Origin of the sequence: Mesorhizobium sp. BH1-1-4 (genome assembly GCF_020165665.1) — a bacterium.
Classification (GTDB): Bacteria; Pseudomonadota; Alphaproteobacteria; order Rhizobiales; family Rhizobiaceae; genus Mesorhizobium.
The window spans coordinates 26099-41553 of sequence record NZ_JAIUIN010000021.1; the positions used below are offsets into that span (position 1 = coordinate 26099).

At 63.5% G+C, this 15455-nt stretch carries 13 protein-coding genes; 5 read left to right on the top strand and 8 right to left on the bottom strand.

The annotated features are described in order from the left end of the window. Window positions 1-51: 51 nt before the first annotated feature. From LB569_RS25735 to LB569_RS25750, 4 genes are read right to left on the bottom strand one after another with little or no spacing between them, the layout of a single operon-like run. On the bottom strand, window positions 52-1410 hold the full coding sequence (locus tag LB569_RS25735) for a pyruvate dehydrogenase complex dihydrolipoamide acetyltransferase (protein ID WP_224694581.1): 1359 nt from the start codon (window positions 1408-1410) through the stop codon (window positions 52-54). 3 nt (window positions 1411-1413) lie between these two features. Then, complete coding sequence (locus LB569_RS25740; RefSeq protein ID WP_140708174.1) at window positions 1414-2412, bottom strand: alpha-ketoacid dehydrogenase subunit beta; 999 nt, start codon at window positions 2410-2412, stop codon at window positions 1414-1416. Beyond that, a complete protein-coding gene (locus tag LB569_RS25745; RefSeq protein WP_224694582.1) occupies window positions 2412-3437 on the bottom strand; it encodes a thiamine pyrophosphate-dependent dehydrogenase E1 component subunit alpha in 1026 nt (341 codons plus the stop codon). Before LB569_RS25745 ends, LB569_RS25740 begins: the two co-directional genes overlap by 1 nt. Window positions 3438-3439: 2 nt before the next feature. Beyond that, window positions 3440-4768: an NAD(P)H-dependent oxidoreductase gene (locus tag LB569_RS25750; RefSeq protein ID WP_224694583.1), complete on the bottom strand. Its 1329-nt coding sequence runs from the start codon at window positions 4766-4768 to the stop codon at window positions 3440-3442. Window positions 4769-5061: 293 nt separating this feature from the next. On the opposite strand from LB569_RS25750, the gene LB569_RS25755 reads away from it, so the two are divergent. Together LB569_RS25755 and LB569_RS25760 are read left to right on the top strand one after the other, a co-directional pair. Continuing rightward, window positions 5062-6117 carry a phosphopantetheine-binding protein gene (locus tag LB569_RS25755; protein WP_224694584.1) on the top strand — a complete coding sequence of 352 codons (1056 nt, stop codon included), beginning with the start codon at window positions 5062-5064 and terminating at the stop codon, window positions 6115-6117. Next, window positions 6114-7583 (top strand): class I adenylate-forming enzyme family protein, encoded by a 1470-nt coding sequence (locus tag LB569_RS25760; protein ID WP_224694585.1) that lies wholly within the window; start codon window positions 6114-6116, stop codon window positions 7581-7583. Before LB569_RS25755 ends, LB569_RS25760 begins: the two co-directional genes overlap by 4 nt. On the opposite strand, the gene LB569_RS25765 is transcribed toward LB569_RS25760, so the two are convergent. Both LB569_RS25765 and LB569_RS25770 read right to left on the bottom strand, forming a co-directional pair. Beyond that, window positions 7580-9553 carry a tripartite tricarboxylate transporter permease gene (locus LB569_RS25765; RefSeq protein ID WP_224694586.1) on the bottom strand — a complete coding sequence of 658 codons (1974 nt, stop codon included), beginning with the start codon at window positions 9551-9553 and terminating at the stop codon, window positions 7580-7582. The two genes, LB569_RS25760 and LB569_RS25765, sit on opposite strands and share 4 nt — an antisense overlap. A 20-nt stretch (window positions 9554-9573) precedes the next feature. After that, window positions 9574-10779: a Bug family tripartite tricarboxylate transporter substrate binding protein gene (locus tag LB569_RS25770; RefSeq protein WP_224694587.1), complete on the bottom strand. Its 1206-nt coding sequence runs from the start codon at window positions 10777-10779 to the stop codon at window positions 9574-9576. Here LB569_RS25770 and LB569_RS25775 point away from each other — a divergent pair. Next, a complete protein-coding gene (locus LB569_RS25775; protein WP_224694588.1) occupies window positions 10760-11659 on the top strand; it encodes a hypothetical protein in 900 nt (299 codons plus the stop codon). The two genes, LB569_RS25770 and LB569_RS25775, sit on opposite strands and share 20 nt — an antisense overlap. On the opposite strand, the gene LB569_RS25780 is transcribed toward LB569_RS25775, so the two are convergent. Both LB569_RS25780 and LB569_RS25785 read right to left on the bottom strand, forming a co-directional pair. Next, entirely contained in the window at window positions 11646-12425 is a 780-nt protein-coding gene (locus LB569_RS25780; protein WP_224694589.1) for a phosphodiesterase, read from the bottom strand. The two genes, LB569_RS25775 and LB569_RS25780, sit on opposite strands and share 14 nt — an antisense overlap. Window positions 12426-12492: 67 nt before the next feature. After that, on the bottom strand, window positions 12493-13281 hold the full coding sequence (locus LB569_RS25785) for a 3-hydroxybutyrate dehydrogenase (protein ID WP_224540246.1): 789 nt from the start codon (window positions 13279-13281) through the stop codon (window positions 12493-12495). A gap of 225 nt (window positions 13282-13506) precedes the next feature. Between LB569_RS25785 and LB569_RS25790 the strand changes: the two genes are divergently transcribed. Then, on the top strand, window positions 13507-14295 hold the full coding sequence (locus tag LB569_RS25790; RefSeq protein ID WP_224540244.1) for an acetoacetate decarboxylase: 789 nt from the start codon (window positions 13507-13509) through the stop codon (window positions 14293-14295). Next, window positions 14288-15448, top strand: a complete 1161-nt coding sequence (locus LB569_RS25795) for a patatin-like phospholipase family protein (RefSeq protein WP_140708154.1) — start codon at window positions 14288-14290, stop codon at window positions 15446-15448. The genes LB569_RS25790 and LB569_RS25795 overlap by 8 nt, the downstream gene beginning before the upstream one ends. Window positions 15449-15455 lie beyond the last annotated feature (7 nt).

Here is a 15455-nt window from a genome sequence, read left to right on the forward strand (position 1 = left end):
CGTTTCTGTCGTGAGCCGGCGCATCATTTGGCGCCGGCTCGCGACTATCGTCTACACCAGCATGCCCATCGGGCTCTCGATCAGCCGCTTGAAGGCGGCCAGCAGTTCGGCGCCCAAGGCTCCGTCGACGGCACGATGGTCGGTCGACAGCGTCACCGACATCACCGTGGCTATTTTGATCTCGCCGTTCTTGACCACCGCCCGCTCCTCGCCGGCCCCGACCGCCAGGATCGTCGCATGCGGCGGGTTGATGACGGCAGCAAAATCCTTGATGCCGAACATGCCGAGGTTCGAGACCGCCGTGGTACCGCCCTGATACTCTTCCGGCTTCAGCTTGCGGCTCCTGGCGCGGCTCGCCAGATCCTTCATCTCGTTGGAGATGACAGACAGCGTCTTTTCGTCGGCATGGCGGATGATCGGCGTGATCAGGCCGCCGGGGATCGAGACGGCGACCCCGACATCGGCATGCTTGTGCTTGACCATGGCGCTCTCGGTCCAGGAGGCATTGGCATCCGGCACTGCCTTCAGCGCCATCGCCATCGCCTTGATCACCATGTCGTTGACCGACAGCTTGTAGGCCGGCGCCTCGCCCTTGTCGGTCTTCTTCATCGGAGCTGCGGCATTGAGCTGCGAGCGCAGGGCCAGCAGCGCGTCGAGTTCACAGTCGAGGGTCAAGTAGAAATGCGGGATTGTGGTCTTGGCTTCGACCAGGCGCCGCGCGATGGTCTTGCGCATATTGTCATGCGGGACGAACTCGTAGGAGCCTTGCTCGAACAGCTTCAGCACCTGGTCGTCCGACATCGCCTTTACGGCCGGCGCGGATGCAGCGGGGGCGGGAGCTTCCAGTGTGACTCCTGGAGTCTCTTTAGCACCGCCCTTGGCGATCGCTGCGTCGATATCGGCTTTCACGACACGGCCATGCGGACCGGTGCCGGAGATGGCTGAAAGCGTGAGGCCCGCCTCGCGCGCCAGGCGGCGAGCCAGTGGTGTCGCGCGCGCACCCGCCGGCGATTGGTTGATCTCCCCTCTCGTGGGGGAGATGGCAAGTGGCGGCAACGAGGGCAGGCCAGAGGGGGGCGCCTCGCTCCCTGCGGTTGGCGGGACAGCGCCCGCCTCTGTCGGCTTCGCCGACATTTCGGGGGAGATTTGCGCCTTGGCCCCATAGACCTCGCCATCGGCATAAATCCAGGCAACCGGCGCGCCGACTGGAATATCGACGCCTTCCTTGCCGGTCACGTCGCGAAGCACGCCGCTGGCAGGCGCATCGATCTCCATCGCCGCCTTGTCGGTCTCAATCTCGAACAGCACGTCGCCCTTCTTGACCTGCTGGCCTTCGGTGGCGAACCAGCGCGAGATCTGTCCGGTCGCCATGTCCATGTCGACCTTGGGAAGAATGACTTCGGTCGGCATGTCTCAGCGAACCCCTTTCACGAGGTCGCGCGCGGCGGTGATGATGTCGGGAACCTGCGGCACGGTGGCCTTTTCCAGCTCCGGATTGTAGGGGATCGGCGTTTCCGCCCCGCCCAGCCGCACGATCGGCGCGTCGAGATAGTCGAACGCCTCGCTCTCGGCGATCATGGCGCTGACCTCGGCGCCGATACCCAGCGTCTTGACCGCTTCGTAGACGCACATCAGCCGCGACGTCTTCTTGACGCTGTCGATGACGGTCTGCTTGTCCATCGGCCGGATGGTCCGGAGATCGACCACTTCGACGTCGATGCCTTCGGCTTCCAGCACGGCTGCTGCGTCGAGCGCCTTCTGCACCATGATCGAGGTGGCGACGATGGTGAGGTCGCGGCCCTCGCGGCGGATATCGGCCTTGCCGATCGGCACGGTGTAGTATCCCTCGGGCACCGGACCTTTCGCCTTGTAGAGCAGCTTGTGTTCGAAGATCATCACCGGATCGGGATCGGCGACAGCCGCCAGAAGCATGCCCTTGGCATCGTAGGGCGTCGCCGGCTGGATGACTTTCAGCCCCGGCACATGGCCGAGCCAGGCTTCCAGGCTCTGGCTGTGCTGGGCCGCCGCGCCCGTGCCGGAGCCGGCGGGGAAACGCATCACCACGGGCACGGAAACCTCGCCGCCCAGCATGAAGCGCATCTTGGCGGCCTGGTTGACGATCTGCTCCATGGCGAGCGTGGCGAAATCGGAAAACTGGAATTCGAAGATCGGCCGCATGCCGGTGACGGCGGCACCCACGGCGACGCCCGCGCCGCCCAGTTCCGAGATCGGCGTGTCAATGACGCGCTCCGTGCCGAAGCGCTCGACCAGATCGCCGGTCACCTGGAAGGCGCCGCCATAGACGCCGATATCCTCGCCCATCAGGAAGACGCGCTCGTCCATGTCCATGGCGATCGCCATGGCTTCCTGGATCGCCTGGGCGTAGCTCAGTTCACGCACCATCGCGTCCATCACGCCTGCTCCGTATACACGTAATTCCCGGTCTCGCTGATATCAGGCGACGGGCTCGCCTTGGCGAACTCGATGCCGTCGGCGATCTCTTGCGCCACCGTCTCGCGGATGGCCTCGATGCCCTTGTCGTCGATGAAGCCGAATTCCCGCAGTTCGTTCTCGAACAGCGTGATCGGGTCGCGGTTCGACATCCAGTCCTCGATCTCTTCCTTGGTGCGATAGCGATTGCGGTCGCTCTTGGAATGGCCGCGATGGCGGTAGGTCTTGGATTCGATCAGCGTCGGACCTTCGCCCGCGCGCGCCCGCTCGACGGCCTTGTAGGACGCCTCGGCGACCTCCGAAAAAATGTTGCCGTTGACGATGACGCCGGGCATCGAATAGGCGGCGGCGCGGTCGGCGATGTTCTTGACCGCGGTCGATCGGGCCGTCGATGTGGACATGCCATAGCCATTGTTCTCGCAGACGAAAATGACCGGCAGCTTCCAGACCGCCGCCATGTTGAGCGCCTCGTGGAAGGCGCCTTCATTGTTGGCGCCGTCGCCGAAGAACGAAACCACGACCTTGCCGGTCTTCATCATTTTGGAGGAGAGCGCCGCCCCGACGGCGATCGGAATGCCGCCGCCGACAATGCCGTTGGCGCCGAGATTGCCCTTGGCGACGTCGGCGATATGCATCGAACCGCCACGACCCTTGCAGTAGCCGGTGGTCTTGCCGAAGAACTCGGCGAACATGCGCTTAACCTCGGCGCCCTTGGCGATGCAGTGGCCATGGCCGCGATGCGTCGAGGTGATCTGGTCGTCTTCGCCAAGCGGCATGCAGATGCCCATGGCGCTGGCTTCCTGGCCGATCGACAGGTGCATGGTGCCGTGGATGAGGCCGCGCGTGTAGCTCTCCTCCGCGCCTTCTTCGAAGCGGCGGATGAGGTACATCTTGTAGAGCACCTGCTTGAGTTGCTCGGCGCTGTACTGGCGATACACGAAGGGCAGGTTGGCGCGGCTGTCCGCGACGGCTTTGGCTGTGGCCATGATCACGCCTCCACGGTTCCGTAGACGAGCTTGTCCTGGCGGGCGCGCAGTTCGGCGATCTTGGAACCCGCGGCCGGGGCGGCATTGGCGTAGGTGATGAGTTCGCCCTTCTTGATCGGCGCCGTCACCGAACCGCCCTGCAGCAGGCCGCAGGGAATGGCTCGTGCGGCATGCGCTTCCGGTGCCGTCATGATCCAGGCGCGGTAGCAATATTCGCCGATCGCATCGAGCTTCTCGCCGGGCTGCATGTCCTTCTTGGCCACGGCGGCCACTTCGGCCACCGGCTTGGCCAGCGGCACCATATCGGCCTTGCCGTAGAGCACGACGCGGGCGCAGGTCAGCGGCACTTCGAGCGACGTCAGGTGATAAGGGCGATGGAAGGTGAAATACGGGCCCTTGCCCATCTTCAAATCTTCCATGCGCTCCGAAATGCGCGGGTGCGACATGTCGGCGACGACGAAGACGCCGGGCGCGACACCCTTGCCGATCGAATAGTCGACGACGCCGACCCTCGACAGCACGCCGCCATCCTTCTGCGGCACCAGCACCTTGTTCAGTTCGCCGAGCGTTGCCGCCGGGCCATGCATGCCGGCCTTGTCGGGAACCAGCCCGGTGGCATTGGCGATCGCCGCCATCTCGACCATGGTCTTGGAGCCGTCGACGAATTCGACCAGCATACGCACATTCATGTGCCTGCGCCTGGCCTCATCCTCATAGGCGGGCGGCGTGGCGTCGATGTTGAGCGGATTGTTCTTGCCCTTGCCGGCGGCGACGATCGGATGGCCCATCGCCGAGACGAATTCGATCAGCTCCATGCAGGAGGACGGCTCATCGCCGGCGCCCAGCGAATAGGTGACGCCGAGCCGGTCGGCCTCGCTCTTCAGGTAGGCGCCGATGGTGACGTCGGCCTCGACATTCATCATCACCAGATGCTTGCCGTGTTCCATGGCCCGCAAGCCGATTTCGGCACCGACGGCGGGGACGCCGGTCGCGTCGATGACGACGTCGATGAGGTCGTTGTTGATGACCAGGCCGGCGTCGTTGGTGACCGCCACCTTGCCGGCCTCCATCGCGGCCGTCATCGCCGAAGCGTTCGACACTTCGCGCGCGTGGCCGGTTTGCTGGAAGGCGATGTCCACCGCGCGGCTTGCCGCGGGCAGATTCAGCTCCGAGATCGCGCCGATCTCGATGCCGGACATGTGGGCGACGCGGGTGACGATGTCGGTTCCCATTTCGCCGGACCCAATCAGGCCGATGCGGATTGGCTTGCCCGACTTGCCGCGTTCATCGAGATCGCGGGCAAGGCCCGTCAACGAAATATTGGAAGCCATACCGCTCATTCCTCCCATAGTGCAGGCTTGTTCGATTGCATGACGGGTTATTGAACATCTGTATTTCTGTCAAGACTAATGTCCAAATCTGCGTGCTTTTGCAGCACTTTCCCAACCGGACGAAAAGGCCTTCGGAGAGCCGGCAAACGCGACCTTCCGCGTTGCCATGGCCAGACAGCACCCCAACGGCGGCTCACGGGCGGCGCGGCGTGTGGCGCACAGGACACTTGTGAGGAGCCCTCACCCTGCGTAAAAGCGTTGACGGTGAACATCCATCGGTCAGGGGCTCTCCGATGAACGTCCAACAACGGGTTAGACATGTGCCGGCGGCGGGCGATGGACCGGCCCATGCGATTGCCGGCATCTTCGCCGCGGAATTGAAAGTACCGGCCGTCGGCCTCGACGACAATTTCTTCGACCTCGGCGGTGATTCGCTGATGGCGGAGACTTTGGTGCTTGCCGTGCAGAAGCGGTTCGGCGTGAAATTGCAGACTTCCGTCCTGCTCGAAGCGCAGACACCGCGCGAATTCGGCCGGTTGATCGCATCGCTGGTCCCGGAGCATCCGGCCCGCGAGCTGATCGTGCCGGTGTCCGGCGGCATCGGCCAGGAGCCGATCGCGATGATCCACGGCATCAGCGGCTCGGCCTTGTTCGCCAATCGCTTCAGCAGGCGCCTGAAAGAGAAGTACGCGATCATGGCCGTGCGCGGCATGGGCACCGAACCCGGCGAGACGCCCTATTCCACCATGGCCGAAATTGGCACCAACTATTTTGAAGCCTTCACCTCGGTGACAGGCATGCACCCCGACGTCATCGGCGGCATCTGCGTGGGCGGCCTGCTGGCGATCGAGGTCGGCCGGCTGAGTCACGAGGCGACCGGCAAGCGGCCGGCGATCGTGCTCATCGATCCACCGTCGCCAGGTTCGGCCTGGCTGAAGCCGATGCCCGACGATCGCCTCACCGAGAGGCGGCGGCGCGATATCGCGCGCAAGGTGATCTACTGGCGCCTGCTGCGCGACACGCTGAAGACGGTCGGCCTTGGACAGACACGTCTGGGGCGCCATCTGCGCAAGAAAGCCTACAAGAGCGCGCTGCTACAGGCCGCGGCCGGTTTTGTGCCCTCGTCCTATCCCTGCGACATCCTCATCGTCGCCAGTTCGGAATGGGGAGCCACCACCGTGAAGGATTACAAGGGCTGGGCGTCCGACAAGGCCAGTGTGAAAACGGTCGTCATGCCGGGCACGCATAACAAATTCCGCAAGGCCAACATGGATGCGATCGACGCGGAAATTCTCGCATTCCTCGACGACAGGCAGGTGGCGGCGCGCGAAGTCCAGCACAAGCAATGAGTTTTGGCCGGCAGATACTGGAGGCCTTCGCCGCCCATGGCGACAAGGTCGCGATGGTCAGCGACAGGTCTGATATCACCTATGCCCAGGCCCTGACGCAGAGCAGGCATCTTGCCGCCAATTTCAGCGCATCCGGCATCGAGCCGGGCGACCGCGTCGGGCTCGCCATGGTCGACAACATCGACGTGGTGCTCTCCATCCTCGCCTGCTGGAGAATCGGCGCCACCCCTGTCGTCATCGACTTTCGAACGCCCAGGAGCCAGCGAGCCAGGCAGGCCCGCGACTTCGGCCTGAGAATGGTTTTCGAAAGCCGCGCCATGCCGGGCGACGAGGTCTATCCGAGCGCCCTTTTCGACGCCGGCTGGAAATCGGCCTCGGCGCCGGGATTCGACGCCGGCGCTCCGATGGACGATGCCGCCCCGGCCTTCCTGATTTTCTCCTCGGGCACGACGGGCGATCCAAAGGCCTACACGCAGTCGCACGAGGCGCTCGCCAGGCGTATCGCGGCGCGCCGGGGGGTGGTGGAGGGAACCGCCAAGCGATTCCTGACGCCGATGGCCCTGTCTTATTCGGCAATGCGCCACCAGGTCCTGGGCTATCTGCTTTACGGCGGCGTCGTCAGGTTCTTCCCGCCCTTGTTCACCCCCTCGGAACTCATCGAGGCGCTGCTGTCGTTCCATGCAAGCGGCACGGCGCTGGCGCCATCGGTGATTGCACGGATGGTCAGGGAAGCCGGCGAACGCGCGAGCCACCTGCTTCCCGAGCTTTCCGTTCTCTACAGCATAGGCGGGCCGGCCAGGGGCGAAGACAAGATCGCGGCCTACCGCTATCTCTCGCCTGGATACCGGATAAGCTACTCCTCGAGCCTGACCGGCATCATATCCTCGCTGTCGGGCGGGGATATTCTGACAAAACCCGAAAGCGCTGGCCGTCCGGTGGCCGGCGTACAGGTCGAGGTCCTGGGCGCCGATGGCAGCGTGCTGCAGCAAGGTGAGCGCGGGCTGATCAAGGCGCGGACGCCAACCATGGCATCCGCCGTTCTGATGCCCGGCAACCGCCTTTTCGTCGATCCGCGGATCATGGGCTCCGACTGGGGCATCCCCGGCGATATCGGATTTCTGGACGCCGACGGATTTGTCACGATCGTCGATCGGGAGGCCGATATGATCGTCCGCGGCGGCGTCAGCGTCGCGCCGCAGGAGCTAGAAAAACTGATCCGCACCCATGCCAAGGTGCAGGACGTCGCCGTGGCCGGCTTCCCGGATGAGACCATGGGGCAGGAAATCGCCGCCTTCATCGTCTCCGACCGGGGAACGGTCGAGGAATTCCAGGCTTTCATGCGCGCCAACATCGCGCCCGACCGGCGGCCGCGCGAAATACGGCTCGTCGCGTCACTGCCTTACAGCGGCAACGGCAAGCTGCTGCGCCGCCAGCTGGTCGAAGCGCTGGCGCACAAAGGACCTTAGAAGAACCGTCCAATGCCGGCGAGCCACGGCGCCGGCCAGGGCTGGGACGCCAGCATGTCGAAAACCGAATAGACAAAGGCCGTCGCGGCGGCCGCGATCATCAGGGGTGCCCGCCACGACTTCGTCCCAAGCACCGTGATGCTGCCGGCAACGAAAATGAAGGTTGCCGCCAGGTGCCCGACCAGCATGATGAGAACGGCCAGGGCCAGGCAAAGGCCGATTATCGCGAGATTGCCCTTCATGGTGGGTTCCGAAACCGGCGACCATTCGCCTGGTATCCCGTCAGGCGCGGATAGGGCGGGCGTGGCTCGCCTGCGCCATCGCAGGGTCGTTCGCACTGTCGTCACCAGTGAAAACACCATCAGCAATCCAGCCGTGATGATCGGGAAGATGGCGGCCTCGAAGGGAAAGCCGGTCGCGGCGGTCACCAGCGCGGCAAACGCCAGCAATGTCATCGTGGCGCCTGCGACAAGGTCGGGCAGCGCGGGCGGCAGTGGGCCGCCGGGATTTCTGGCCCTGATCCATGACAGCGTCTGCCTGACGACGCCGACCACGGCCAGTCCAAGCAGGATGAGCACCAGCGGCTGGGCAAGCCACGACCAGCCGGAAATCTGATAGGCGAGAAAGAAATAATTCTCGAGGCTCGGCCCGAGCACGAACCCCAGCGAAAAAGCCGAGCGCGGCCAGTTGAGTTCCTTCATCGCCATGCCGACGGCGCCGACGCCGATGACCAGCGCAAAGTCGAAGGCGCTCATATTGGTCTGGTATGCGCCGACCACGATGAAGGTCACCACCAGCGGCACCAGTATGGCGGCCGAAACCTGCGCCACGCGCGCCAGCGGCCGGGTTAGCACAAGGCAAGTCACCGCGCCGACAATGTTCGCCACGGCGATGCTGAACACCATCGACATCGTCAGCGCGGCGTTCTTGCCCAGCATGTCGGGGCCTGGAACCAACCCGTGGACGACAAAGGCGCCGAGCAGGATGCTCATCGAGGCCGAACCGGGCACGCCGAACGCGATGGTCGGGATGAGCGAGCCGCCTTCCTTGGCATTGTTGGCGCTCTCGGGAGCGATGACGCCCCTGACATTGCCCTCGCCGAACTTCGGCCCGGAGCCCGGGCGACGCGACGCATAGCCATAGGCGATCCAGTCCAGCACCGCGATGCCGACACCGGGAACCGCGCCAAGCAAGGAGCCGATGGTGCTGCACCGCAGCACCAGCGGCCATTCCCGCAGCGTATCCCTGATGCCTTGCCACATCCCGGCATAGGTGGGCCGCTCCGCATTGCCCTGGATGGAGCCGCGCAGCAGAAGCGAGGACAGCTCCGGCAGGCCGAAAAGGCCGAGAAACACCAAGGCAACCGGCAGGCCGTCCCAGAGATAGATTTCCCCGAAGGTCCATCGGTCGATGCCGGCGATCTTGTCGATGCCGACAAAGGAGGCGAGCATGCCGAACATGGCCGCCGCCAGCCCCTTCAGCGGCTGGCTCCCCGCCAGCATCGCCACGATGGAGAGGCCAAAGGCGCAGATGGCGAAGAAGTCCGGCGTCTTCAGATAGAGGACAAGCGGCCGCATCACGGGTATTGCCGCGGCAAGCACCAGGGCACCGAACACGCCACCGATCATCGACGCGGAATAGGAGGCGCCGAAGGCACGCGCGGCTTCGCCCTTCTTGGCCATGGCATGGCCGTCGAGCACCGTCGCCGCCGCGCCGACCGACCCTGGAACCCCGAACAGGATGGCGGGGATCGTGTCGGAGGTGGTGTTGACCGATCCCATGCCGAGCAGGAGCGCGAAGGCGGCATAGGCGTCCATGTTGTAAGTCATCGGGATCAGCAGGGCCATCGCGAACAGTCCGCCAATGCCCGGGACGACGCCGACGACGAGACCGACGAAAACACCGGTCACCAGCATCAACATGCGAAACGGCTGGGCCATCTCGACGATGGCGGTGAGGATCAGATCCACCGTTGAGCCTCGCGGAGAATCTACTTCACCAGATTTCTGGCGGTTTCGAACACATCCGGCCCCGCGTTCAACTGCTTCGACACGAGCCGGCTTATGTCCTCGCCGCTGGTGGCGTTGACGGTCATTTCGCTGAGCTTGCCGATGTCGGCCAGGAACGCCGGATCCCGCACCATCTCCATATATCCCTTGCGCAGCGCCTCTACTGTCTCCTTGGGCGTGCCCGGCGGGACAACCAAGGGATGATGGAACTGCAGGGTCGTCTCGATGAGCGCGGCCGCCTCGCGGACCTTGGCATCCTCGATCTTGTCACTGAACCGCTCAAGCTTCGCCTCGCCAACGGCCGTGCCTGAGCCGAACGTTCCAATGAGATTGAGCGTGTCGCGGTTTCCGGAGATGTTGTAACTGGAAACGCCGCACATTCCGGCGATTTCGCCCCGCTGCATCGCCAGTTCGATATCGGCGGTACCGTCAAAGCCCGTAACGATCTTGAACTTCGCCTTCAGCCCGTTCTTGGCCAGCGCGGCGAAAATGTAGGTCACGCTGCTCTTGCCGGTCGCCCCGATCAGGAAATCGGACTGCAGGAACTTGTCCATCGTGTCGATGCCGGAGCCCTTGGCAGTCATGCAATAGGCAGGCTCGTTGACGAGCGAGCCGATCCATTGCAGCGCAAGCGGATCGAAATTGGCGTTTTGCGGATCAAGCACCGGCGCATAGGACATGGCTTCGCTGACCGAAGCGATGACGCTTCCGTCGGCCGGCTCGCTGCCCAGCACCATCTTGGTGAGCTTCAGGCTGCCGCCGCCGGGTACATTCTGGACAATGATATCCGGACTGCCCGGCAGGAACCGGCCAAAATGGCGGGCGATCAGCCGCGATGTCTGGTCATAGCCCCCGCCCGGACCATAGCCGACCTTGATCGTGATCGTCTTGAATTCGACCGCTTGCGCCCGCGCGCACATCGCCAAGGCAATACTAGCGGCAATGAAGAGAATGGCGCGCAACGCGCGGAAGATCGCAATAAACATATCAACCCCCGTGCAGAACCCGGATGGCGTTTTAGCGCTCCGGTGTCTCGATTGATAGCGCCCGCGACCAGATCGGGTTGAAATACGGTCGCGAAATTCTCGCGGTTCGAGACCGGAGTTGTGGGAAGATGGGCTTCGTCTTATGGAGCAAGCATCTGATTTTGGAGAAATGGCGAAGTATATGAGTTGGAAGCCGGCCAAGGGCCTTGTTGATCTGCTGAACCACAACTGGCCTGTCAGAAAGGCCAAGGCTTTTCGCAACGCCTTGGTTGAGCGTGATTTTCGCGCGCGCGGCATTCCAGAAGGCCTGAAATTCGCAGAGGAACTGCGGCAAACCGGCTCCCGACGCTTCTGCTTTGTCATTGCCTTCAATACGCCCTGGGTCATCGATGCGCTCACCCGCGCCTGGCAATTGTATTCGTCGGGAATGACGCTGGTCGTCATCGACAATTCAACCGATCTGTCGGCCAGGGTGCATATTGCGGATATCTGCCGGGCGCGAAAAATCACTTATTTCGGTTTGCCGCGGAACCGGGAAAGCCATCCCAATCGGTCGCACGGCATATCCATGAACTGGATCTTCCACAACATCGTTCGGTCATTGCGGCCGGAGCTTTTCGGGTTTCTGGATCACGACTGCTTTCCGATCGTCCCCGTGGACATTGCCGCGATGATGGAGGGAAAAGTCGTCTATGGCTCAAAGCGCCCGGCGCAGGCGGACCCCGAAGCCTGGTTCATGTGGGCTGGCTTCTGCTTCTTCCGCTTCAGCGCCGTGCAAGGACTGGACTTGGACTTCACACCGCGTTTTATCAGCGGGATGGATACCGGCGGCGGAAACTGGACGCTGCTGTATCGCGGGCTCGGCGAGAACGATGTTTCCGATGCGCGGAAGACGGCAGCCGATCTCGACCTTGGTGGGATAGAAGCGGACCATCGCATGCTGGGCGGAGCTTTTTTTCACGTCGGCGGCGCCTCGCATAGAAAACTGGTCATGACCCGGCAATACCGGCGGCTGATCTCCGATCATGTGTGGGAGACCCACCTTGGCGGCGGCGAAAGCCGCCTCGTCAACGACCCTTGACCGGCTCGGGTCGGCCGGCCCCAAACTCGTGAAAATGGACGACCACGCCATCGGCTTCGATGAAGATCACGGCATAGGCGGGCGGCTCGTGGCCCAGTCGCCAGTTGTCCGAAAAATCGAGTGCGCTCTGGTGGTTGGTGCTGCGCAGCGTGCTGACCGGTATGCCGCGCCAGCTGCCGGCGATCAGCCTGTGGACATGGCCGGCGAAGACGTGGCCGACATTACCGTGGCGCCGCAGAACGTCATGGAAGGCATCGGCCTCGGCGAGCATGACCTCGTCAAGCACCGGCATGTGGATCCGGAACGGCGGGTGATGCATGAAGAGGAAGACCGGCTGGTCCCGCGCTTCTTGCAGCTTCTCGTCCAGCCAGGCCAGCCGGGCCGCGCACAACCGGCCCTCGACACGGCCGTTGTCCAACGTGTCGAGCAGGATCAGCCGGCCTTCGCCGCCATCGAAGACGCTCTGGACAAAACCTCGTTCGGCTGGCGCTTCCGGGAACATTTCGAGAAATAGCGCCCTGTCGTCGTGGTTGCCGAGCATCAGTCGGCACGGCGGCGCGAAGCCCGCCAGCGCCTCCCGCAATGCCGCATAGGCGGCGCGCTCGCCATCATTGGTCAGGTCGCCCGATATCACCACCAGATCGGCGTCGGCATGGTTCCGGCCGATATCCGCCAGGCAGGCCTGCAGCCGGTCGAGCGGATCGGAGCCATGGAGAACACCGCCCGGCGTCATCAGATGCGGATCGGAAAGCTGGATGATTTTCATGGAACGCGCACTGCCTTCCCGCCGGCGCCCCTGGCATCGGCCGGAAGGCGGTCTGTCTCGACCAGCTCTACTGTGCCGTCCAGCCGCCGTCCATCGGCAAGGTCGTGCCGGTGATCTGCTTGGCCGCATCCGAACACAGGAACAATGCCAGGGCCGCAAGCTCCTCGACGGTGACGAATTCCTTGGTCGGCTGCGCGGCCAGCAGCACGTCGTGCTTGACCTGTTCCTCGGTCATGCCGCGCGCCTTCATCGTGTCGGGGATTTGCTTTTCGACCAGCGGCGTCCAGACATAGCCGGGCGCGATTGCGTTCACGGTGATGCCGTTCTGCGCGACTTCCAGCGCCACCGTCTTGGTCAGGCCAGCAATGCCATGCTTGGCTGAGACATAGGCCGACTTGAACGGCGAAGCGACCAGCGCGTGTGCGGAGGCCGTGTTGATGATGCGGCCCCATTTGCGGCTCTTCATGCCCGGCACCACGGCCTTGATGGCGTAGAAGGCGGCCAAAAGGTTGATGCGGATGATGGCTTCCCACTTGTCGTCGGGAAATTCCTCGATCGGCGCCACATGCTGGATGCCGGCATTGTTGACCAGTATGTCGAGACTGCCGAACGCCGCTTCGGCGTCATGGATCATGGCGGTGACGGCGGCGCCGTCCATCATGTTGGCATCGGAGTAGCGGCACTTGACGCCGAAATCCTTCTCGATGCCGGCGCGCTCCTGCTCGATGGCAGCCGCGTCGCCCAGGCCGTTGATGGTGACGTTGGCGCCTTCGGCGGCAAAGGCGCGGGCGATCGCGAGGCCGATGCCGCTGGTCGAGCCGGTGACAAGCGCATTCTTCGAAGACAGGGAACCCATGGGGAGATCTCGCAAGAGGTGGGAGGGACTGTTGAGGGACATAGTTTGTGCGACGCAACATGACAATGCCATGGCCATGTGTCGGCTCGATTACAGCCCCGCGACGGCCCTTGCCGGCTCCGAGACAGGGCGTCGCCGCGGTGACACGGCATTGTCATGCTGCCATGCAACATATTTGCCAGCGCATTCGCGCGGGGTCATTTTCGAACCGTTGGGGGCACCTGGATGGATATCGCCGATGTCGTGAAGCGCGCCTATGCGATGCCGCTCACCAATCCTTCCTTCCCGCCGGGCCCTTACCGCTTCTTCGACCGCGAATATATCATCATCACCTACCGCACGACGCGCGAGGCGCTCGAAGCCGTCGTGCCGGCGCCGCTGGAAATCGACGAGCCGCTGGTCAAGTACGAGTTCATCCGAATGCCCGACTCCACCGGCTTCGGCGACTACACCGAGACCGGCCAGGTCATCCCGGTGCGCTACAAGGGCCAGCATGGCGGCTACGTCCATTCCATGTATCTCGACGACGACGCGCCGATCGCCGGCGGGCGTGAGCTGTGGGGTTTTCCAAAGAAGCTCGCCAATCCCAAGATCGTCCATGAGGGCGAGGTGATCGTCGGCACGCTGCATTATGGCAGCGTTCTGTGCGCCACCGGCACGATGGGCTACAAGCACCGGGAAGCCGATCACGATTCGGTGCTCGCCTCGCTCGCCGCCCCCAATTTCCTGATCAAGATCATCCCGCATGTCGATGGCACGCCGCGCATCTGCGAGCTGGTCCGCTACTACCTCACCGACATCACGTTGACGGAAGCCTGGACCGCGCCCGCCGCGCTCGACCTGCGGCCCCATGTCATGGCCGACGTGGCGAAGCTGCCCGTGCTCGATATTGTGTCGGCCGTCCACTTCAAGGCCGATCTGACGCTCGGCCTGGGCGAAGTCGTGCATGATTACCTCGCTGACCACAGCCGCCCCGCTGCCAGCGCAACCCAGCTGGAGAAAGTCAGTGCTTGAGCGTACCCGCAACAAGGCAGCCGCCGCCACCATCGAGGAAATCACGGCGCAGTATGACCGTATCGCGCTGGTCTTCCAGGGCGGTGGAGCGCTCGGAGCCTATCAGGCAGGCGTCTATCAGGCGCTGGCCGATGCCGGCTGCGAACCGAGCTGGCTTTCCGGTGTCTCGATCGGGGCGATCAATGCCGCGATCATAGCCGGCAACGAGCCGAGCCGCCGGCTGCAGCGGCTGGAACAGTTCTGGCAGACGATCTCCGGCCGCAAGATCTGGTCCTATACGCCCGAAGGCGACATCTACCGCGATATCCGCAACCAGACCTCGTCGCTGATGACCATGACGATGGGCCAGCCCGGCTTCTTCAAGCCGCGCAATCCCAACCCCTGGTTTCAACTCTCGGGCGCGGATGGGGCCACCAGCTTCTACGACACCGCCGAGTTGAAGGACACGCTGGAGAGCCTGATCGATTTCGACGTGCTGAACGACGGCAAGAAGCGGCTGAGCGTCGGCGCGGTCAATGTCAGGACCGGCAACTTCGTCTATTTCGACACCGAGAAAGTGCGCATCGGACCGGAGCACATCATGGCGAGCGGCGCGCTGCCGCCGGCCTTCCCATCGATCCGCATCGAAGGCGAATATTACTGGGATGGTGGCATCGTTTCCAACACGCCGTTGCAATATCTGCTCGACCAGGAAGAGGACCGTTCCTCGCTGGTCTTCCAGGTCGATCTGTTCAGTGCCCGCGGCGTGCTGCCGCGCGGCATGGCCGACGTATTGTCGCGCCACAAGGACATCATGTATTCCAGCCGCACACGGCAGAACACCGACAATTTCGAGCGCATCCATGCGCTGAAGATGAAGCTGCTCGACGCGCTGAAGCGCGTGCCGCCGGAACAGCTCAGGGAAGGCGAGCAGGAGTTGATCGCCGACTACTCCAATGCCGGCGTCGTCAACATCGTCCACCTGATCTACCAGCACAAAGGTTATGAAGGCCACGCCAAGGACTACGAGTTTTCGGGCACCTCGATGCGCGAGCATTGGGAGATGGGCCTCGAGGACACCGAGCGCACGCTGCGTCACAAGAAGTGGCTGATGCTGCCGACCAATGCCGACGGCGTCACCATCCACGACCTGCATCGCGAGGATCCGACCTGAACGTTCA